At 41.5% G+C, this 21733-nt stretch carries 21 protein-coding genes; 11 read left to right on the plus strand and 10 right to left on the minus strand.

Translation table 11 applies throughout. From position 1 onward, the window contains the following. Positions 1–5: 5 nt before the first annotated feature. A complete protein-coding gene (locus tag DC487_RS10260) occupies positions 6–1448 on the plus strand; it encodes a dicarboxylate/amino acid:cation symporter (protein WP_116775880.1) in 1443 nt (480 codons plus the stop codon). Positions 1449–1526: 78 nt separating this feature from the next. Here the strand turns inward: DC487_RS10260 and DC487_RS10265 are convergent, their stop codons facing one another. From DC487_RS10265 to DC487_RS10280, 4 genes are read right to left on the minus strand one after another with little or no spacing between them, the layout of a single operon-like run. Further along, positions 1527–2339: a phosphate ABC transporter ATP-binding protein gene (locus DC487_RS10265; RefSeq protein ID WP_116775881.1), complete on the minus strand. Its 813-nt coding sequence runs from the start codon at positions 2337–2339 to the stop codon at positions 1527–1529. Next, entirely contained in the window at positions 2294–3166 is an 873-nt protein-coding gene (locus DC487_RS10270; RefSeq protein WP_116775882.1) for a PstA family ABC transporter permease, read from the minus strand. The genes DC487_RS10265 and DC487_RS10270 overlap by 46 nt, the downstream gene beginning before the upstream one ends. Then, positions 3159–4046 (minus strand): phosphate ABC transporter permease subunit PstC, encoded by an 888-nt coding sequence (pstC, locus tag DC487_RS10275; RefSeq protein WP_116775883.1) that lies wholly within the window; start codon positions 4044–4046, stop codon positions 3159–3161. Before pstC ends, DC487_RS10270 begins: the two co-directional genes overlap by 8 nt. Then, positions 4043–5044 carry a PstS family phosphate ABC transporter substrate-binding protein gene (locus DC487_RS10280; RefSeq protein ID WP_116775884.1) on the minus strand — a complete coding sequence of 334 codons (1002 nt, stop codon included), beginning with the start codon at positions 5042–5044 and terminating at the stop codon, positions 4043–4045. Before DC487_RS10280 ends, pstC begins: the two co-directional genes overlap by 4 nt. Positions 5045–5176: 132 nt before the next feature. On the opposite strand from DC487_RS10280, the gene DC487_RS10285 reads away from it, so the two are divergent. From DC487_RS10285 to DC487_RS10310, 6 genes are all read left to right on the plus strand, one after another. Continuing rightward, positions 5177–7282 carry a HEPN domain-containing protein gene (locus DC487_RS10285; protein ID WP_116775885.1) on the plus strand — a complete coding sequence of 702 codons (2106 nt, stop codon included), beginning with the start codon at positions 5177–5179 and terminating at the stop codon, positions 7280–7282. A 29-nt stretch (positions 7283–7311) separates the two neighbouring features. Next, entirely contained in the window at positions 7312–8085 is a 774-nt protein-coding gene (gene cobA / locus DC487_RS10290; RefSeq protein WP_116775886.1) for a uroporphyrinogen-III C-methyltransferase, read from the plus strand. Then, complete coding sequence (locus tag DC487_RS10295) at positions 8082–8654, plus strand: precorrin-2 dehydrogenase/sirohydrochlorin ferrochelatase family protein (RefSeq protein ID WP_116775887.1); 573 nt, start codon at positions 8082–8084, stop codon at positions 8652–8654. The genes cobA and DC487_RS10295 overlap by 4 nt, the downstream gene beginning before the upstream one ends. Continuing rightward, the gene (locus DC487_RS10300; protein ID WP_116775888.1) at positions 8651–9349 is read left to right on the plus strand and encodes a phosphoadenylyl-sulfate reductase; all 699 of its coding nucleotides are present in this window, start codon (positions 8651–8653) and stop codon (positions 9347–9349) included. Before DC487_RS10295 ends, DC487_RS10300 begins: the two co-directional genes overlap by 4 nt. Before the next feature lie 9 nt (positions 9350–9358). Further along, positions 9359–10249 (plus strand): sulfate adenylyltransferase subunit CysD, encoded by an 891-nt coding sequence (gene cysD, locus DC487_RS10305; RefSeq protein WP_116775889.1) that lies wholly within the window; start codon positions 9359–9361, stop codon positions 10247–10249. Positions 10250–10329: 80 nt separating this feature from the next. Then, positions 10330–11577 (plus strand): sulfate adenylyltransferase subunit 1, encoded by a 1248-nt coding sequence (locus DC487_RS10310; RefSeq protein WP_116775890.1) that lies wholly within the window; start codon positions 10330–10332, stop codon positions 11575–11577. A 112-nt stretch (positions 11578–11689) separates the two neighbouring features. Here the strand turns inward: DC487_RS10310 and DC487_RS10315 are convergent, their stop codons facing one another. Then, positions 11690–12292 carry a hypothetical protein gene (locus DC487_RS10315; RefSeq protein WP_133228501.1) on the minus strand — a complete coding sequence of 201 codons (603 nt, stop codon included), beginning with the start codon at positions 12290–12292 and terminating at the stop codon, positions 11690–11692. 29 nt (positions 12293–12321) lie between these two features. After that, the gene (locus tag DC487_RS10320; protein WP_116775892.1) at positions 12322–12741 is read right to left on the minus strand and encodes a putative quinol monooxygenase; all 420 of its coding nucleotides are present in this window, start codon (positions 12739–12741) and stop codon (positions 12322–12324) included. A gap of 310 nt (positions 12742–13051) precedes the next feature. Here DC487_RS10320 and DC487_RS10325 point away from each other — a divergent pair, with 310 nt between their 5' ends. From DC487_RS10325 to DC487_RS10335, 3 genes are read left to right on the plus strand one after another with little or no spacing between them, the layout of a single operon-like run. Continuing rightward, entirely contained in the window at positions 13052–14140 is a 1089-nt protein-coding gene (locus DC487_RS10325) for a glycosyltransferase family 4 protein (RefSeq protein ID WP_116775893.1), read from the plus strand. Then, a complete protein-coding gene (locus tag DC487_RS10330) occupies positions 14130–15209 on the plus strand; it encodes a glycosyltransferase (RefSeq protein ID WP_116775894.1) in 1080 nt (359 codons plus the stop codon). Before DC487_RS10325 ends, DC487_RS10330 begins: the two co-directional genes overlap by 11 nt. Next, complete coding sequence (locus DC487_RS10335) at positions 15199–16038, plus strand: glycosyltransferase family 2 protein (protein ID WP_165799070.1); 840 nt, start codon at positions 15199–15201, stop codon at positions 16036–16038. Before DC487_RS10330 ends, DC487_RS10335 begins: the two co-directional genes overlap by 11 nt. A gap of 71 nt (positions 16039–16109) precedes the next feature. Here DC487_RS10335 and DC487_RS10340 read toward each other — a convergent pair whose 3' ends face one another. The 3 genes from DC487_RS10340 to DC487_RS10350 are packed head-to-tail and all read right to left on the minus strand — an operon-like array spanning position 16110 to position 19823. Continuing rightward, positions 16110–17003: a bestrophin family protein gene (locus tag DC487_RS10340; protein ID WP_116775896.1), complete on the minus strand. Its 894-nt coding sequence runs from the start codon at positions 17001–17003 to the stop codon at positions 16110–16112. Positions 17004–17063: 60 nt separating this feature from the next. Continuing rightward, entirely contained in the window at positions 17064–17954 is an 891-nt protein-coding gene (locus DC487_RS10345; protein ID WP_116775897.1) for an SMP-30/gluconolactonase/LRE family protein, read from the minus strand. Positions 17955–17978: 24 nt separating this feature from the next. After that, on the minus strand, positions 17979–19823 hold the full coding sequence (locus DC487_RS10350; protein WP_116775898.1) for a glycoside hydrolase family 15 protein: 1845 nt from the start codon (positions 19821–19823) through the stop codon (positions 17979–17981). Positions 19824–19915: 92 nt separating this feature from the next. Between DC487_RS10350 and DC487_RS10355 the strand changes: the two genes are divergently transcribed. Then, on the plus strand, positions 19916–20692 hold the full coding sequence (locus DC487_RS10355) for an SDR family NAD(P)-dependent oxidoreductase (protein ID WP_116775899.1): 777 nt from the start codon (positions 19916–19918) through the stop codon (positions 20690–20692). A 32-nt stretch (positions 20693–20724) separates the two neighbouring features. On the opposite strand, the gene DC487_RS10360 is transcribed toward DC487_RS10355, so the two are convergent. Then, a complete protein-coding gene (locus tag DC487_RS10360) occupies positions 20725–21696 on the minus strand; it encodes an endonuclease/exonuclease/phosphatase family protein (RefSeq protein ID WP_207774364.1) in 972 nt (323 codons plus the stop codon). Positions 21697–21733: the final 37 nt, after the last annotated feature.

The raw sequence follows: 21733 nt of genomic DNA on the forward strand, positions 1-21733 counted from the left end.
ATTACATGCAAAAATCAAAAATTGCTTTTGTAACACTTATAACCATTGCATTAGCTTCTATTATCACCTTACTTTCGGAGTTCGAAATCGTACCTATTTCTACAACAGGAATGATGGCTGTTCGCTGGATTACTGCCGTTGTGCTCATCGCCAATGCATTGGTTAGACGCAACTTGACTACTTGGATCTTAACTAGTATGGCATTTGGTGTATTTATAGGTGTCGACTTTCCCAATGTAGCTCGCGCGTTGCAACCATTAAGTCAAGGATTCATCAAATTAGTGAAAACTATCGTCGGTCCGATTTTATTTGCCACGCTCGTATATGGTATTGCGGGGCATTCCGATTTAAAGCAAGTCGGTCGTATGGCTTGGAAATCTTTACTTTATTTCTTCTGTGCCACGACTTGTGCTATTTTTATCGGATTAGCCGCTATTAATATTACACAAGCAGGAGTAGGCATTGATGTAGAGAATATGCCGCACGAAGAATTGCCTCAATCTACTTCTACCGTTTCTGCCTCCGATTTGGCCGCATTGGAACATATCGATGACTCAGCACACGGTATTTATAAGTTCGCGGCATTCTTCCGAGATACTTTTCCAGAAAACATCGTCAAGTCAGTATATGAAAATAAAGTCTTGCAGATCGTGGTATTTGCCGTGATATTCGGTATTGGGCTAGCGATGGTGCCCGAAGAGAAGCGTAAACCAATGGTTGATTTTACAGAAAGTCTTTCCGAAGCGATGTTCAAATTCACGAATCTCATCATGTACTTTGCACCGATTGGTGTGGGTGCCGCGATGGCTTATACTGTAGGTCATCTAGGCGTTGACATTCTGAAGAATTTATTCATGCTTCTAGCTACACTTTATATAGCATTGATTTTCTTTATCTTGCTGGTGTTGTTTCCAGTAATGCTATATCTAAAAATACCTATTAAGAAGTTCTTGGCCGCTGTTAAGGAGCCCGTATCTATTGCCTTTGCAACGACGAGTTCGGATGCGGCTTTGCCCAAAGCGATGAGCGCGATGGAACGTTTTGGCGTGCCACGTAAGATTGTATCTTTCGTCATCCCGACTGGATATAGTTTCAATCTTGACGGCACTTCTTTATACCTTTCCTTGGCTTCGATCTTCGTAGCACAAGCCGCTGGTATGGATCTGAGCTTCGGACAACAATTAATGATTGCTTTTACCTTGATGATTACCTCTAAAGGTGTAGCGGCGGTACCACGAGCTTCATTAATCATCTTGATCGCAACAGCCGATCAGTTTGGTTTGCCGACGTTCGTCATTGCCGCTATTCTAGGAATTGATGAGCTGATGGATATGGCGCGTACTTCTGTGAATGTCATTGGAAATTGTTTAGCTACAGTAGTAGTCGCTAAATGGGAAGGTGAGTTTGATGACGAAGCACCTTACCGACCAGATGAAATTGTAGAATAAATCAGTCTATTAGGAGATTTATTCTAGCTAAGATAAACAGGATCGGGTCTTACATGAAGTGTAAGACCCGATCTTGTTTTAGGATATAAATCCTTTTACGTATTGCTTGGTGAGTTCCTGCTGCGGATTCAATAAGATATCCTCGGTCTTTCCGAATTCCACTACTTCGCCTTGGTATACGAAGAGAATATAATCCGACACACGTCGTGCTTGTCGCAAAATATGCGTCACCAATACAATGGTATAATCTTTTTTTAATTCGATCAACAGATTCTCGATGGTCTGCGTAGAAATAGGATCTAACGCAGACGTGGATTCGTCGCCCAGAATAATCTCTGGTTGTACGGCCAAGCCTCGAGCTAGACATAAGCGTTGTTGCTGTCCGATAGACAATCGAGTCGCAGAAGTCCCTAAACGATCTTTTACTTCGTCCCACAAGCCCACATTTCGTAATTGTGTTTCTACAATCTGTTTTAGCTTACTCTTATCCCGTTCGCCATGAATACGTGGACCGTAAACGATATTATCATAAATGGACATCGGCAATGGAAACGGTTTTTGCGAGAGCAAGCCCATCTTTTTGCGAATATGCGTGACCTCTGCATTTTTGCCATAAATATTCTCGCCATCGACGATTACAGATCCCGTAACTTGCACCTCTTTACTATCATCTAACAGGCGATTCAATGTTTTCAACAAGGTCGTCTTGCCACAACCCGAAGGACCGATGATCGAGGTAATAGAGTTATTGGGAATATCTAAACTCACGTTTTTTAAAATCTGCTTTCCCTCAATATGTACGTTCAGATCCTTGATCTGAATCAAAGGTTTCGTCGCTGTTTCGATCACAGTTTGTGCTTCTTTTGTTTCGCTGCTAGTAAGTGTGTGCATAGAACGATGAATAAAATGATGAAAGTCAATACCAAAGCAGACGCGTACGCTCGACCTTGTACTTCGGGAATCGGACTGCTTAATTGAAAGAAAATAGCCAAAGGCAATGTCGCCGCTGGTTCGTCGATGTATTTGGGCATATTATCGCTAAATCCGGTAGTGAGTAATACGCCGGCCACATCGCCGATGGCGCGCCCAAAAGCCAACAAAATAGCCGTAAAAATACCGGGTTTAATGTATTTAAGCACGACACGCGCAGCTTCCCAGGGTGTAGCGCCGAGCGAAAATGTCACTTGTGTCAAATCAATTGGAACGGTCTTGAGCAATTCATCAATCGTGCGTACCACAATAGGAATCGTCAACAACGTAATCGTAATGATACCGCCTAAAAGCGACGCACGAATACCTAACCAAATCATAATGCTAAACGCAATGGCGCCGTACACGATAGAAGGAATGCCAAACAAGACATCAAACAGTAATTTGGCGCTGCGCGCAATGAAGGAGTCTTTTGGCACATAAAGATTGAGGTATAGCGAAATTGGAATGCCAATAAGTGTCGCAATTCCGGTTGACGCTAGCGCGAGGTATAAAGAACCCAGAATAGCATTCAAAATACCGCCACCTTTGCCAATGTAAAATCCGCCTTGCGGTGCTTGAGAAATCATTTCCCAAGACAAATAAGGCAAACCTTTGTATAAGATGGTACCTACAATAAAGAATAAGGAACCGGTAATAGTGATGCCGGACAGCTGCATCAGGATCTTGGCGATCTTTTCCTTTCGTAAGCGGTTTCTTACTGCTTTACTGGTCGTGTGCTTAGCCATGATCCTCCAATCTGTTTAATACGACCCGAGAGATCAGGTTGAATCCGAAAATGATAACGAAAAGGAGCAATGCCGCGAACATCAACGCAGAATCATACATCGGGATCGACATCATCTCCCCAAAATTGTTGGCAATTAACGCAGGAATCGGATAACCGGCATCAAACCATGATGTTGGGATCTGTGGTACATTACCACAAACCATCAGCACTGCAATCGTCTCGCCAATAGCTCGCGAAATACCCAATACAATCGCTGCCACGATTCCTGGCCTAGCTTTCCGCAAATTGACTGATACAATGGTTTCCCATTGCGTAGCTCCTAAAGATAAGGATGCATCTTTCAGTTCCTGTGGGACGGTTTGCATCACTTCCACCATAATGCTGATCAGGATAGGGAAAATCATCACCGCCAGCACAATTCCACCAGCAAACACCGAAAAACCAGTCGTTTCGACACCGAAAATCGGCGCGATATAGTTACTTAGAATAGGAACGACAAATAAAATGCCCCAAACGCCATACAATACAGGTGGAATAGCGGCCAGCACATTCATCAACGGTAAAACTGACTTTCGAAGACGATCCGAAGCAAACTCTACCAGATAAATGGACGCCATCACACATAAAGGGACGGAAATAATGAGCGCAATAAGTGTGACCCAAACTGTACCAAGAATAAAAGGTAAAAAGCCAAAGTTGCCTTTCAGAGGCGACCATACGCTACTACTTAAGATCTCCCACAAATTTTCATTTTGCAAAAGTGGCCAAGCTTTGATCGTCAATCCCGCGGCAATCAGTACGACCACCAATACTTTGATGACTAACAAAAATGCCGAACCATACTGCACCAATTTATCTACCCAAAGTCTATACGTCATCTTCTCAAAAGTTTTTGATTCTCCCTTGCAATAGCAATGTCATTTAGTGGCACGTAGCCATTCTCTAATAAATATCCTTGTTGTTCTTTTTCTAATACAAACTGGATAAAAGTGTTTAGCAGTACATTGTCGCGTTGCTTGTCATGAATCACAAACATCAAGTCGCGGGCTGGTGGAGATGGATATCGATTGGCCGCTACCGCTTCTGTTAGCTGTGGCAATGTGTCGTAAAAACCCTCTTCGGGATCAATCTGTCCATTTTTATTAATATCAATAGGAACGACCGCTAGTCCAGCACTTGTACGCTTCGTCTTCAAATCAAACAGGTAATTGATATTGTTAAAACCGATGGAATTTGGCCGATCTCTAATTGCTTGCGCAATGCCTGGATCCCCAAAAATCCCAATTCCTTTGAGATCTTCTTGATTGACCCCTAGAAATTTTGCCCATGTTTCAGCAGCACCTGCCGCATCAGATCGTGTGTATACCTCAATCGGTTCTGCAACAAAACGGGTATCAATATCATTCCAGTTTCGATACTTCTGTGTCACGAAAATATCCACCAATTCCCGTTGGGTCAATCCACGTTGGGCAATCAGCTCAAAGTTGGGGTGCGCACGATTGATTGTTCCAATTACGGCATCTTTTGCTACAAAAATAGGGTAGGCGCCTTTGTCGATTTCTTGTTGGTGCAAATCGCGAGAAACTAAACCGATGTCTACCATATTTGTTAATACATCGGTGATACCTTTGCCTGCACCACCGGCCGAAATATTAAATCGTACTTCTGGATGCAATTCCTTAAAATCTTCGCTCCACAAAACCGCAATGGGGTACAGGGCAAATGCTCCAGAGATCGAAATATTGCCAATTAACTCACCTTCATCATTTACACCACTTTGCGTTTTTGGCGCACATGAACTTAAAAATAGCACTAAAACCAAACTAAGTAACTGAACTACATAGTGTTTAGTGCCCACTCTTCTCTTTTTACCCATAATGATAAAAACAAATATATAGTAAATTGGTAGATATTATGGGTTTTGTCTATATTTTTTTTAGATTTGTATTACGGCAGTTGTAATACTTATATGACTGTAGAGATAACGTACTGAAATTTAGAAGAGATTATGCAAAGTTTTCGAACAGAACTGGAGAATCCGGTCGTTGAGCAAGAGATCATTGCGTTAGCGCAAAAGATCCGTGATTTTCATGCTGGAACTATTCCTGAGGAGAAGTTTCGCTCTTTGCGACTGGCGCGTGGCGTGTATGGGCAACGACAAGCCGGAGTGCAGATGGTGCGCATTAAGTTACCTTTTGGCCGGCTGACTTTTCAGCAATTGTTAAAAATAGCAGACGTGTCTGACGAGTATGCCAGTAAGAATCTGCATCTCACGACACGGCAAGATATACAAATCCATTATGTAAGTTTAGATAAAACACCGGAACTATGGACGAAACTTGCCGAAGACGATATTACACTTCGTGAAGCTTGTGGAAACACCGTACGGAATGTTACCGCATCGGCTACCGCCGGAATTGATCCCAAAGAGCCTTTTGATGTATCGCCGTATGCACATGCGACCTTTTTGTATTTCTTGCGCAATCCTATATGTGCCGAGATGGGGCGGAAGATTAAGATCGCTTTCTCGTCTAGCGATGATGATACGGCTTTTTCCTATATCCACGACTTTGGTTTTATACCGAAGGTTAAAATAATTGATGGTCAAGAAGTGCGAGGTTTTAAGGTCATGATGGGTGGCGGATTGGGTGCTCAACCTATTTTAGCACATGCGATTTTCGACTTTTTGCCATCCGATGAGATCATTCCTTACATGGAAGCTACGCTTCGTGTATTTGACAGACATGGTGAGCGCAACAACCGTAACAAAGCGCGATTCAAGTACTTGATCCAGAAATTAGGATTGGACGAAGTCTTGAGCTTGATAGAAGACGAGAAGACTGCGATAAAATCTAAAAAATTTGAAATCGATCTGGATGCTATTGCGCAGCCTGAGCCGCCAACAGCCTCGGTCGAGCCAGTTACGCCAGCAGATGCATTGGCCTACGAAATCTGGAAACAGACAAATGTCTTTGCGCAAAAGCAAGAAGGTTATTTCGGCGTATATGTGAAGGTACTTACAGGCGATATTCCGACCGACAAAGCACGAATCTTGGTGGACGGTATTAAAGATCATATCGCAGATGATATTCGCATCACGCAGGATCAAAACTTATTATTCAAATACGTGCGCGAAGAATCGCTTCCACATATTTATAATGTTTTGTATGATTTGGGTTATGCGCGTGCCGGTCATGATAGCACATCCGATGTGACAACCTGTCCGGGTACGGACACCTGTAATCTAGGTATTTCCAATTCTACGGAAATGGCGCGTGTTATTGAGCAATATATCCATGAGTTTCACGCGGATTTTGTCCATGAAAAGCAGTTGAAAATCAAGATTTCTGGCTGTATGAATTCTTGTGGACAGCATGGATTAGCACATATCGGTTTCCACGGTAGCTCCGTTAAAGCAGATGGCAAAGTTGTTCCGGCAGCGCAAGTGATGCTGGGTGGCGGTACATTGGGCGACGGATTGGGTCGTGTGGCAGAGCGCGTGATTAAAGTTCCGACGAAGCGCGTATTGCAAGTCGTCGACGTGTTATTAATTGATTATAAAAACAACCGTGAAGCGGAAGAGAAATTCCACGCGTATTACGAGCGGCAGACTAAAGATTACTTCTATCGCTTGTTGAAACCATTGGCTGATTTGACCACGCTTACGGATGATGAATTTGTAGATTGGGGGCACGAAGGTACTTTCTCTACGGCCATTGGTGTGGGCGAATGTGCTGGCGTCGTGATTGATTTGGTGGCGACCTTGTTATTTGAATCTGAAGAGAAAATTGATTGGGCCAGACAGGCTTTGGAAAAAGGACAATATGCAGATGCGATCTACCATAGTTATAGCTCATTCGTCAATACGGCTAAAGCCTTATTACTGGACAAAGGAGTAAACGCCAGCACCCAATCGCAAGTAATTGCAGAATTTGAAACAAGATTTGTAGAGGAAGAATTATTCTCATTCCCGAACTCATTTACAGAAAGAGTACTGCAAATCAACAAATATGAGCCTTCTAAAGAATTTGCGGAAGCGTATTTGACACAAGCGACAGCCTTTTATCTGGAAGGTGTAGAAAGAAGAGAAGAGCTTCGTGTCGTAAATTCCTAATTGAAAAACAGGACGAGTAAGAGAATCGGATGAAAGAAATAAAACCATTTATCACACTGGTAGGAGCAGGACCTGGAGATGCTGAACTGATCACTTTAAAGGGCATTAAAGCCATTCGCGAAGCGGATGTGATCTTGTACGATGCCTTGGTCAATGACGAGCTATTAGAGTATGCGAAGCCCGACTGTGTGAAAGTATATGTAGGGAAACGTGCCGAAAGGTTGTCTACTTCGCAAGACGAGATCAATAAATTATTGGTCGACTATGCCATGAACTACGGTTATGTGGTACGCCTCAAAGGTGGCGATCCATTTGTATTTGGTAGAGGTGGAGAAGAATTGGATTATGCGCATGCGCACAATATTGAAACGGCTGTAGTACCGGGCATATCGTCATCCATATCCTTAACGGGTCTTCAACAGATTCCATTAACCTATCGCAATATTGCAGAAAGCTTTTGGGTGATTACAGGATCTACCTCCGAAACACAATTGTCCAACGATCTACAATTAGCCGTAAAAAGTACTGCCACGGTGGTGGTGTTGATGGGATTTGCAAAACTATCGCAGATCGTAGCGCAATATCAACAAGAAGGTAAGAATGAATTGCCTATTGCCGTGATACAAAATGGCTCTACGCAAGAAGAACGCATCGTACTAGGAACTGTGGATACGATTGTAGGACAAGTCCAGTCAGCAGGAATTGGTGCACCGGCTATCATAGTCTTAGGCGAAGTCGTGGCAAAGCACCGAGAATTTGCTCAGGTAATGGAAAGCTTAAAAACAACGGTACTTTCATCATGAATACCTTATTCCCAATCTACGTAAAGATGCACCAGATTCAAACGCTGGTGGTTGGCGCTGGGCCAGTAGGTTTGGAAAAGTTGCAGGCAATTTTCAATAATTCGCCAGAAGCAAAGGTACGCGTAGTGGCCGAAGTGGTTAGTGCAGAGTTTAAAGAATTTGTGCGTGATCTTACCACGGTAACCGTAGCGGAAAGATCATTTGAAGAGGCTGATTTAGAAAATATTGATGTGGCCATATTGGCGACGGACAACGAATCTTTGAATAACTGGGTGCGCGAACTCGCTACGAAGAAGCATATTCTATTGAATGTGGCGGACAAGCCGAGCTTGTGCGATTTCTATTTGGGATCTATCGTGCAAAAAGGTGATTTAAAAATTGGTATATCGACCAATGGAAAATCACCAACAATCGCCAAACGGGTTAAAGAGCTCTTGCAAGAGCTCATCCCAGAAGAGATCGATGAGACGCTGGCACTGATGCAAGAGATGCGCAATGGACTGAAAGGTGATTTACAGCGAAAAATAACCGTGCTTAACGCACATACAAAGGAGTTGTTGGACAAATGATAGCAGACATTAGAAGAGATATTGCGGGGTTGGATGCCAAAGAAATACTGGCGTATCTGCAGCAGCATCATACGGCAGAAACTATTTTCTCGACCTCATTTGGGATAGAAGATCAAGTGCTGACACATTTGTTATACGAGGTGCAAAGCCAGATTAATATGTTTACTTTGGACACCGGTCGGCTTTTTCCAGAAACCTATTACGTGTGGAATAGGACACTGGAAACCTATGGTTTTCCGATCCGTCCATACTATCCACAAACACAAGAAGTAGAACAGATGGTGGCATTGAAAGGACCTTCCAGTTTTTACGAAAGCGTCGAAAATCGCAAGGAATGCTGCTACATACGCAAGATCGAACCTTTGCAACGCGCAATACAAGGTTATAAAATATGGATTACTGGAATCCGAGCCGATCAGTCGGCCAACCGGCACGACATGGAACAAGTGGAGTGGGACGAAGCGAATCAGATGATTAAGATTCATCCGCTATTTCACTGGACATTGGAAGAGGTGGAATCCTTCTTGAAGAAGAATTTTGTGCCGTACAATCCCTTGCACGACAAAGGATTCCCTAGCATCGGTTGCCAGCCTTGTACCAGAGCGGTCGCGCCAGGTCAGGATTTTAGAGCAGGACGATGGTGGTGGGAAGATCAGAGTAAAAAAGAATGTGGTTTACATGCTACGAGTAAATAAGAAAAACGAATGGATTATTTAGATCATTTAGAGGCGGAGGCCATTTATATATTGCGTGAGGTAGCTGGTCAGTTTGAGAATCCTGCCTTGTTATTTTCTGGTGGAAAAGATTCGATCACACTGGTTCATTTAGCGAAGAAAGCTTTTAGACCAGGAAAATTTCCATTTCCATTAGTGCATATTGATACCGGGCATAATTTTCCAGAAACCATCAGTTTTCGCGATCAACTTGTCGCAGAGTTGGGCGAACAATTGATCGTTGGTTATGTGCAGGATAGCATCGACCAAGGAAAAGTAGTCGAACAAACCGGCAAGAATGCGAGTAGAAACGCGTTACAAACCGTCACTCTATTAGATACGATTGAAAAATATGGTTTTGATGCTTGTATTGGTGGTGCACGCCGTGATGAAGAGAAAGCACGCGCCAAAGAGCGTATATTTTCCGTGCGTGATGAGTTCGGCCAATGGGATCCAAAGCGTCAACGTCCTGAATTATGGAATATCCTAAACGGCAAGATCAATAAAGGAGAAAATGTACGCGTATTCCCGATATCTAACTGGACAGAGTTGGACGTATGGAACTATATTAAACGGGAAAATATTGCTTTGCCATCGATCTATTTTAGCCATCAGCGTGATGTCGTATTACGCAATGGACAATGGATGGCCGCAGCTCCATTTTTGCAAATTGATGAAACCGATATCGTAGATCATAAATCCGTGCGTTTCAGAACAGTAGGGGATATGACCTGTACAGCAGCGGTAGATTCAGAAGCGGTCGAATTAGAAGATATTATAGCAGAAATTCGCTCTTCGACAATCAGTGAACGTGGCGCTCGCATAGACGATAAAGTGTCGGAAGCGGCCATGGAAGAGCGTAAAAAACAAGGATATTTTTAATTCGTACGCGTAGTAAATCGCCCGTGTAGAGATAATCAACCAACGCAATACGCATTACGCAATACTCAGTACTAACAATAATGGATATATTAAAGTTTATAACAGCAGGTTCGGTAGATGATGGAAAAAGCACGTTGATTGGTCGCTTGTTATACGATACCAATTCCGTACTCGACGATCAGTTAGAAGCGATTAAAAAAGCGAATCGGAAAAATAACGATGGTACCGTGGATTTGGCGATCTTGACCGACGGCTTGAAAGCAGAACGGGAGCAAGGCATTACCATCGATGTAGCTTATAAATATTTCCAAACGGAGCGCCGAAAATTCATCATTGCAGATGCTCCTGGTCATATACAATATACCCGTAATATGGTGACTGGTACGTCAAATTCTGATCTCATCGTGATCTTAGTAGACGCACGCAAAGGTGTCATTGAACAAACCAAAAGACATTCTTTCTTGGCGAAATTGTTGTCGATGAAAAAAGTGCTAGTGTGTGTCAATAAAATGGACATGGTCGACTACGATCAACAGGTTTTCGCGAGCATAAAAGCAGATTACGAGCAATTAGCGGTTAGATTAGGCTTAGAAAACGTGGATTATATTCCAGTTTCTGCCTTGAAGGGCGACAATATCGTACACAAATCGGAGCGTATGACTTGGTTTGAAGGCGAAGCGTTGCTAGATTATCTTGAAAAGGTAGAATTTCCACAAGCAAAACTGTCTAAAGGATGGCGTTTTCCAGTACAATGGGTCGTTCGGCCTCAAACGGAGGATTTACACGATTACCGAGGTTATGCAGGCCGAGTTTTAGGATCAGGATTGCGCGTTGGTGAAGAAGTCATCATCTTACCAAGCGGCGTACAAAGCACAGTGGAACGCATCGAAATCAATCAGCAAGCTTTTACCGAAGCGGAAGACGGGCAATCTGTTATTGTACATTTAAGTACCGATGTCGATATTTCTCGTGGTGATACGATTGTTAGCGCCGCACATCCAACGCTGAGTGAACGAAGTTTTGAAGCCAATATTAGTTGGTTTGACAACAAACCGCTGGATACAGCGCAATTATATCTATTACAACATCACAGCAAAACCGTAAAAATTAAAGTTCCAGAGGTGCTGTACAAATACGACGTAAATACTCAAGAGCAACATTATGGTTCAGATATTAAGCTGAATGATATTGGTAAAGTTTTTATAAAGGCTGCTGACGAAATTCCATTTGATCTGCAAGTAGATTTTCCAGAAAACGGACGCGCCATTATTATTGATCCACGCACGAATATAACCGTTGGAGCTATCACAATCGAACAGGTAGCATAAATCTAGAAATCGTTTATTTTATTGGGACAGCACATAATAGGTGCGCTGTTTCAACTACCTATTTAACATAATATATATTATAATAAAAATTATATATTTGTATGATCTTCCATTACAGCCAAGTATCGTCGAACACTAATACCATGTCAGCACTACGGTATACTAGATTATCACCGTCAAAATGATAAAAAAGCGAATACGAATCCTGTGTTGTCGGAAAATTAATAAGTCCTTGCTTTTTAAATGCCGTGGCTTTTTTCTGGTTCACCATTTTGTAACTGAGCTCATATTCATCGATTTTCTGAAATTGAGACAATTCCTTTAAAAAAATATACGAATCACCTAAAAATGCAAATGATCTGCCTTCACTGTGCGTTAATCCAATAATTATATCGCCGAAAAGTATTAATACCTCTGCAAAATCATGCTTATCAAGCACAGTCATTTTTATCTGATTTTTAGATTTATTGTAATTGACAATAAGATAATCACCGTGATATCCTTTTATATTTAATCGATCTATTTCATCCGTAAATAGATTCGAAATCGTATCATTTAACTGATATATTTTCAATGCATTCCGCTTTTCTTGTGCTGTAGCGAAAGATGAGCTAAAAAGTATTATAAAAAACAATAACGCGCAACGCATTATTGAAAGGCAAACATACCTTTGTGCCTTGATAGAAGTTTTTTGAATCAAAATTCCTTTACTCACGATATTAAAATAAACAATTCTATAGCTATCTACTGCCCTAACTTCCTAAAGATGTTCGACATAGTTTCTTTATCCATGGCGTCCATATCTAACAAATTTAGGGAGATAACCATTTTCTCTGTTTCAGTTTTGTAATGCTGAAAGTGAGGGGTTTTTAAATGCGCTTTGTAAGCTTCCTCGTTCGCATAGATTTCTAAAATTTTTATTAGAGTTGGATTTTCCTTTTCGAACATAGGGAAAATTGTAATTACACCAGATTCCAATCGTACGGAAGCTTCAGCTTCTTCAATGAGAATCGCTTTGTATGCTTCAAGATGGCTCGGTTCTATTTCAACTTCTGCAATTCGTACCATCATATTATCTGTAGCAAATTCGACTTTTTTCCGACCGCATGATACAGTCATCGTCATGATCAATAATAATAAATGGATTGCGATATTGGTTTTCATTTACACATCAGATTTCTACTAATCTAAATAAAACCAATGGTTAATTTGGGGTACCTATATTAAAAAATGAATCACTGAACTGAAACTAGCAAGTAGTTTCGCGATAATTTACGGCTTTCTGATCTAAGTACCTGATTTATGTAAACTAAATACCTGTATCTCTTATAAGCATGTGCTTGGCACCTACTTTGACTATTCTTTTTCGGCTTGTCGATCCACTACAATAAGCTTTTTACAAATCTACCATACGTCGGGATGAGGTATTTCAACCCCAACAGTACAGTAAGTATAAAACGAAAAACGCTATCACATGAAAATTGGAATAATTGCACACTTGAAACATCCTATCCGTAAACCATTTATGGGTGGATTAGAAGCATTTACATACGACATTACTACATTATTGATGCGTCGCGGACATGATGTTACTTTATTCGCCAGTGAACATTCAGATCCTGCTCTCCCCTTGCACTCTATTATGAGCGATATGGATTATGATAGAGAGACTTTCAGTCGGTTTCGCGCGCATGAGCTTTCAGAAGATTTCATATCCACGCATCACGCCTATCTGGAACTCATGCAGGACATTGATAATCAGAGCTTTGATTTAATCTTCAATAATAGCCTAAACTATGTTCCGATCACCATGTCGACGATCATCAATACGCCGATGGTGACCGTTTTGCACACGCCGCCAATATTCGAAATGAAGCGTGCAATTGGCAAAATAAAAGATAAAAATAAGATGCATTATGTGTCGGTTTCTCAATCCAATGCACAATCTTGGAAGCCTTACATGCCCTCCGGATGTCATGTTATCAATAATGGAATTGATGTAAAGAAATGGACTTTCTCTTCGCAGAATGATCGGGAGTACGTTATTTGGTTTGGTCGAATACATCCAGATAAGGGTACTCACTACGCGATTGAGGCTGCTCGATTAGCAGGCAAAACTATTAAGATCGCTGGTTCAATTGCAGATCGTCATTATTTTGATACGAATGTAGCGCCTTTATTGGGCAAAGATGCGGAATGGGTAGATTTGTGTACACACGACCAGCTCAATCTGCTGATTGGTCAAGCAGAGGTAAGTATTATCACACCGTGTTGGGATGAGCCTTTTGGTTTAGTCGTAGCAGAAAGTTTGGCCTGCGGCACACCGGTTGCAGGATTTGCGCGAGGCGCATTGCCGCATATTCTCACCGACGATATTGGATCGCTAACAGCGTCATGTAATACGCATGAGTTAGCCGAATGTATCGTTAAGGCGAGTCAACTCTCCAGATCTGCATGTCGATCCTATGCCGAAAAAGAACTAGGTATGGATAAGATGGTATCTGCTTACGAAGCATTATTCCATGAGATAGTAGATACCAAATATTTGCCTCATGCCATATAAGTATAGCTATTATGTACATCATCATGGTTCGGGGCACATTATGCGTGCTATTGCTATTGCAAAGGGACTTCCGAATCAGAACATCACTTTCTTAGGTAGTGACTTACTACCTTATTGTAAGCTAATACCGGATAATGTAAATTGTGTGCATCTACCGATTGATACAGCTGGTGCAGAAGATGTCCACCATATTTTAGATCCCGTATCCTTTTTGCATTACGCGCCATTGCGTGTTTCAGGTTTACTGCACAGAAATGCAATAATCATTGACTTTTTTAGAAGAAACCCAGAAACTATCCTATTGATTGATGTTTCTGCAGAAGTAGCTTTGTTAGCTCGGCTTTGTGGTATACCCACCGTACTTATCAGACAAAATGGTATACGGAATGATATCGCACATCGTCTCGCCTATGAGAGTGCGCAACTAATTATTGCGCCACTTCCTTCCTTTTTGGATTCGAAGTTTGACAATCCTGCCTACCACAAGACATTGTACGCTGGCGGCTTTTCACGCTATACGCATGTAAAACATCAAGATCAGTTGGGGAATGATGTAGCCGTATTTTTGGGGCAAGGCGGAACGAATATAGATTTGTTTTTTATTCGACATCTACGCATATATCTACGCCGTGAGATGCATTTGCATATTATTGGAGCGATAGATTCCGATGTAAGCATTGACGGTGTAACTTTTCATGGCGTTTTGGATCACCCGAATGCTGTTTTAAGTTCTTGTGACGTAGTTATTTGCAATGCAGGTCACAATACAATCATGGAACTGGTGGATCTAAATAAATCCATCATTTGCATACCCGCTAGCCGCCCCTTTGACGAACAACTCCGGAAAGCTTATTATCTAAGCCAATCCGGTTGTGCAATCACGGTACTGGAAGAAGATATATATCAAACCGACTGGAATGATAGAATTGATGAAGCTCATAAATTGGATAAAGCAGTACTCGAGCATGTCACAGATGTTGATGCCGTCCCGAATATTGTGCATCATTTAGAAAAGCTTCGAAAAAAATTAGTGAAGATTCCATTAACACCTTATGCATATGATTCGTAAAACTGAAAATATCGCGATACTCACACTTGTCCATCAGCGTGACAAAGCTTTGGTCAATATGCTAAATGGAATCGCTGCGGGATCCATTTGGCCGCATGAGGTTCTAATCATATGTATGAACGAACAACCTTTGGTATTGGATATCAAATATCCATTTTCTATAAGAAGTATCGTATTGCAGACCGATACAGGTCTTAATCTAGGAGCTGCGCGTAATCTAGCAATGAAAGAATCGTCTGTGAATTACAATGTATTTTTGGATGTTGATTGTATACCCGACAAATATTTTTTAGAAACCTATTATAATCAGCTTGAAAGTAATTCGGATGTTTTATACACCGGTCGTGTACGCTACCTGCCAGCAGCCTTTGACGAAAAGGAAAATTGGACAAACCGCTTGGAGGAAATTAGTGCTCCAGATCCTGTGCGTCAGGAAATCAAAAACTATCCATACGAATTGTTTTGGTCGCTAAATTTTGGCTGTTCAAAAGACGTATTTAGTAAAATTGGTGGTTTTGATATGCAGTATTTAGGCTACGGCGCCGAAGATACAGATTTTGCCTTTCAGGCAAGGCATAACGGGATAGCATTGCAAACAATTGATGCGCTGGCATTTCACCAGTACCATGCTTCTTATCAACCGCCCTTGAATCATTTGGAAAGTATATGTCGTAATGCTAATCGTTTCTTTTCCAAATGGCAATTTTGGCCAATGCAAGGATGGATAGATGCCTTTGAAAAGGCAGGTTATGTAAAAAAGGCTGATGACCATCTGGAAATCAGATCACTCCCCTCAGACGAAGACATCCTGGCTGCGCTAAAGCACTAGAAAAAAGAAGCACCCATAAAAAAGTCCATTCCTAACAGAGAATGGACTTTTTTATGGGTGCTGAAATCGTCTTACAGCGCATAAAACGATTCCGGCTGGATAGGATCTGGTTTGTTTTCCTTACCCAAAAGATCGAGCGTATTAATATGGATATTGCGTGCGATCGTCGTCATCGGCGTATCATGGGCACGATTGCTAAATGGGTCCTGCATGTGCGTAGCCGTACGTTCTAATAAAAAGAAACAACTCGAGCTCACCACCAACAACGGCAACTCAAATAAGCTGGCAATCTCTCCTAATGAGATGGACAAAGTCACGACAAATACATAAATCATAAAGTGTAAAAAGAGTCTATAGGTCACCGGGAACACCGTATTATTTATCCTTTCTGCCATTCCCATATGATCTGAAAACCGCACGAACGAGGTATTGATCTGTACGTGACTAAATTCGGTAAGGTCATTTGTCTTACGCAATTCTGCCACTTGCAATGCGCCTTGTTGCATTAGTGTTAGGGGCACATTGGACTGACCTTCGAGCCCCTGCATATCTTGCTCACTAATTAGATCTTCGATGTGTTTTTTTGGGTTTTGACCGCGAAGATTTTGACCCAAACTATAACACCATGCTACATGTCGCATAGCGATTTGTTCAATCACTTCTTTTTGATCGGCTGAAATAAACGATTGCAGCTGTAAGACCAAACTACGGCTATCATTGACAATACCACCCCAAATTTTACGTGCTTCCCACCAGCGATCGTATGATTGATTGAGGTTGAACGATAATAGAACAGAAATAGCTGTACCTATAAATGCAGGTATAGAGATATGCATTGGCGGTATATAATCGATAAATGTAATGGTTAGGTACTTAACCACTGATCCTATAATAATAACATATAGGAGTTCCAAGCGGATTTTGTTGAAAATATACCGCATTGGAATCTTTCTGCTAATTAACATAAATAAGTATTAGTGTTTTAAAAAAATTTCTTTTCGATAGATGATTATAAGGTAGTCAGACTAAGCGATTTGAATAAATTTGTTCGCTTTCATACCTCGATATGGTAAATTTTCCAGAACAAACGTGTAGCCAGCTTGCGGCTGATTCGTAAGCTCTTCATCAGAAAGACCTTTCGCCGCGGTAGTAATGTAGAGATCATTGTATTGCTTACCACCAAAAACGCAACTTGTGACTTGTTTCACAGGCAAATCAATTTTCGCCAAGATCTCACCGGTATCTGGGTGTCTTCGCGTCACACAGCCACCACCAAAATGTGCTACCCAAATCATCCCTTCGTTATCCAAAGTCATACCATCAGGCACTCCTTCATCTTCATCAAAAGTTACTACTGTTTTTAGATCGGTGATACCGACTTGAATACTATCATAGGTAAATCGCCGTATACTAGCTTTATCGCTCTCTACATGATAAAATCTTCTTTGTGACTCATCCCAATCCAGTCCATTGGATATGGTTGTTTCATCTAATACCTTTTTGAAGGTCAAATCTGGATAGAGCACATACATTGCACCGCGATGCTCTTTTTCATCAGTATGCATACTGGCAATCCAAAACCGACCACTTGGATCAACTTTACCATCATTATACCGATTTTCGGGTGCATGTGGTTCTGGTTGCGCTAAGAACTTGGCATCGCCTTGTGGCAAAGCAATACGATAAATTCCAGTAGACATGGCTGCAAGAAAGCAACCATCTTGACACGGCGCGATGGCTCCCACAGGATTATCAAGAGAGGTAATTTTCAATGATTTATCGGCTGGATAATAAGAATAAATATCCGCAGATAGTATATCTACAAAATGCAGACATTCTTGGCGATCGTCCCATACCGGTGATTCGCCCAATTGGCATGGCACCGCGACCGCCACTTTTAAAGATTTTTCTATCATATTATGCTACGTTATCTTACTTCCTTAAGACGGTTTTTTAAGGCTTTCTGTTTGCCTTCCAATTTGTTTATTCAATTCCAGCGCCGCGCTGATGAGACCGAGATGGGTAAATGCTTGTGGAAAATTCCCCAAATGTTCTCCTTTTTTGCTGATTTGCTCTGCAAATAGGCCTAAATGGTTACCATAACTCAGCATTTTTTCAAAATTTTCAACGGCCTCGTCTACTCTACCCATTTTTGCCAAAACTTCAATATACCAAAACGAACACATGGTAAAGGTGCCTTCCTCCCCTCCTAGACCGTCAATTCCTTCATCGTTTAGATATCGGTAAACTAAAACGTCGATACGTAGTTTTTCATCTAACTCTTTCATCGTATCTTCCCATCGTGGTTCATCTGGCGTGATGAAGTGCACCAACGGCATCAACAAAGCACTAGCATCCATTCGATCAGACGTTTTTTTGCCATCCTTGTATTGCACCCAAGCCTTGATGTCATCATTCCAGAAATTCTCGTAAATATCTTTGTATATATCATTGCGCAGATTATGCCACCTCTCCGCATCGTACGGGAATGAACGATCTTGCCCAATTTTGATGGCACGATCGATCGCTACCCAACACATCAGGCGACTATGCAAAAACTCATGTTTTTCGTTCCTAATTTCCCAGATTCCGTGATCTGGTTCGTTCCAGCGCTTCTCCACTTGTGCAATCTCTTTAACAATGATTTCCCACAATTCGTAGGTAATAGGCTTGTACATTTTATTGTAGATATAGATCGTATCAAGCAACTCACCGTAAATATCTAACTGCAATTGATTGTTTGCTTCATTACCAATACGCACCGGTTTACTCTGTTTGTATCCTTCCAAGTGTGTCAAGTCCTGTTCTTCCATCTCTGATGTACCGTCTACTCGATACAACAAATGGAGATCACGGTCTTTATCTTGGGTGATAATCCAATCTAAGAATGCCTTTGCCTCATCTTTAAAACCGAGTTTCAAGAATGCATACATGGAAAATGCGGCATCGCGAATCCATGTAAAACGGTAATCCCAATTGCGATCGCCACCGATTTCTTCGGGCAATCCGAAGGTAATCGCGGCTACTGTCGATCCATATTGCATGGATGTCATTAATTTTAAGGTAATAGCAGATCGATGAATAATCTCTTGCCATCGGCCTTGATAATTCGATTGCTTCAGCCAGTCACGCCAATATTTGATGGTCGCAAAATAGTTAGCTATTCCATATTCTTCAATACTTTTAAACTGGGATAGATCACCATCTTTGGCTGTCTCTAGCACAAAAAGACTCTTCTTCCCTTCTTCTAGTGTGAAAGATGCATAGGCATCGTGCTCTCGAAGTGTCATATCTACTGTAGAAGATAACCGGACTGTAGACTGGCCGTTATCTTTCGTACTGAAATGAATACCATCTTCCATCCGCTCTGCGGTGTGCTTTACTTTGGCGTAGCCAAATCGCGGTTTGCACTGCATCTTGAATTTAATATTCCCTCGAATCGCTTTTACTTTCCGTACAATCGCATTAAATGTGAAGCAGGAATCCTCAATAACAGGCATGTAATCGGTAATCTCCACAATACCATCTTCCGAAAAGAAACGGGTGATCAATACCGCTGTACCAGGGATATAGATTTGTTTTACATTAACATCCTTCATTTCTGGCGTGATACCGAAATACCCACCCTTGTCCTTATCTAAAAGCGACCCAAATATGGTAGGAGAATCGAATTTCGGAAAACACATGAAATCAATGGTACCGTCCAATGCTACCAATGCAGCGGTATGCATATTACCAATAACGCCATGATCTTCAATAGCGGGATAACCAGATTTTTTTCGCATAACTTATTTTCAACAAGGGATTTTTTTTAGCCTGTTAGTTGAAAAACAAAAAGTGAGAATACTTGTTTTTTTTCTAAATAATTATTTTACAAATGGGAAAACTAGACAACAAGGTTGCTATCATTACTGGATCTGACTCAGGTATCGGACGTGCCATTGCAGAAGCTTTAGGAGAAGAAGGTGCTAAAGTCATCATCACATACCATTCGGACGAGGATAGTGCCAAAGAAACATCTGAATATCTCACATCCCAAAACGTAGTGCATACCACATATCAGCTGGATGTGAGCGATGAGAAAAGTGTAAATAAAATATTTGAAAAAGTGGTTGATGAATATGGCCAGATAGATATTTTGGTCAATAATGCTGGCGTCAATGGTAGCAATATCAAAGTAGTCGATATGGATAACGAGACATTCGATACCTGTATCAAAACCAATTTGTATGGTCCATTTTATTGTACACGAAAATACTTACGCCTACGTAAAGCTACTCAAAAAGGTGGAAAGATTATCAACGTGAGTTCTATTCACGAGGAAGTGGTAACCGCAGGTAATAGTGATTACAATGCTTCTAAAGGTGGTTTGAAAAATTTCAGCCGTAGCTTGGCATTGGAGTTGGCACAAGAGCAAATCCAAGTAAACAACATCGCACCAGGAATGATCTTGACCAGTATGAACCAAGAAGCCATGGATGACAAAAAGGTGAAAAAGGAAAAGGAACAACATATTCCGATGAAACGCGCTGGCGAAACTAAAGATATCAAAGCTGCGGCTATCTTTCTGGCTTCTGCGGATAGTGATTATGTAACCGGATCTACCATCACAATAGACGGTGGACTAAGTATAAACTTAGGGCAAGGCGCTTAAACGCTGATTTTTTTATAATAAGAAGAGAGCCATTATCGATTATCGCTCTCTTCTTTTTTCCCTTCTTCGATTAGTTCTTCTACGACTTCCTCCTCATCCTCTTCCAACTGTTTCACCTCTTCCTCTTGTACCTCGCTGTGTAGGTTGATGTGAAATGTACAGCCAACTGGAAAATGATCTGAACCTATAGAAGGATAAATAAATAATTTATCGATAAAGACAGCCGTGCAATGGAACAACAAATCCAGAGGTACGCGAAACAACCAATATTTTGCATGAAAGGTAGCCAAAATACCACGACCAATGCGCGCATCAATCAATTCGCTTGTTTTTTTGAATAAGATGGAAGCTCTTGCCCATGCCACGTTATTAAAATCTCCTACAACAACAACAGGCAATTCATAATCTCTGACTTTTTTCGCGACACTCAATAGATCCCCATCTCGCTCTTTGGAATTGTCTTCTTCGGTGGGACTTGGCGGTGGCGGATGCACGGCAAAAAATATAAATCGATGTCCATCCGCTGTTTCGAGCTCTGCTTCTATGCTTGGCAAATCGTCGGATACAAAATAATGCGTTTCTACGCGATGCATATTGAGGCGCGTATATAAGTGCATCCCATAGGTATTCTCTAAAGTCACCTTTTGGTAATTCGGATAAGCCTTTTCTAGCGGCCGCATCGCTTCTTCCCAAGCCGCGTTACTCTCCATCGTAACGAACACGTCGGGATCTTCTTTTTCAATCAGATCAATAAATCGCTGAAATTCGGTGTTATATTGATAAATATTGCAGGCGATAACGCGCACTTGTTCTGACTTTTTGCCATCAACATCTTTACTTCGTTGGCTTCGCCAAAACTTGGTGTAACGCACAAAAATATATAAGTGAAAAACGATTAGTGCAGCTTGAGCACCTTGCAATACCCACATCCAGCCATTGATCTGCACGTAGAAAAAAGTAAGCGGAAATACAATTAGCTGTAAAAAAAGCAATTGTAAACGCATAAATTCCGGTACACGAAACACCCAATGTTGATGTTGG

Origin of the sequence: Sphingobacterium corticibacter, assembly GCF_003076635.1 — a bacterium.
Lineage (GTDB): Bacteria > Bacteroidota > Bacteroidia > Sphingobacteriales > Sphingobacteriaceae > Sphingobacterium > Sphingobacterium corticibacter.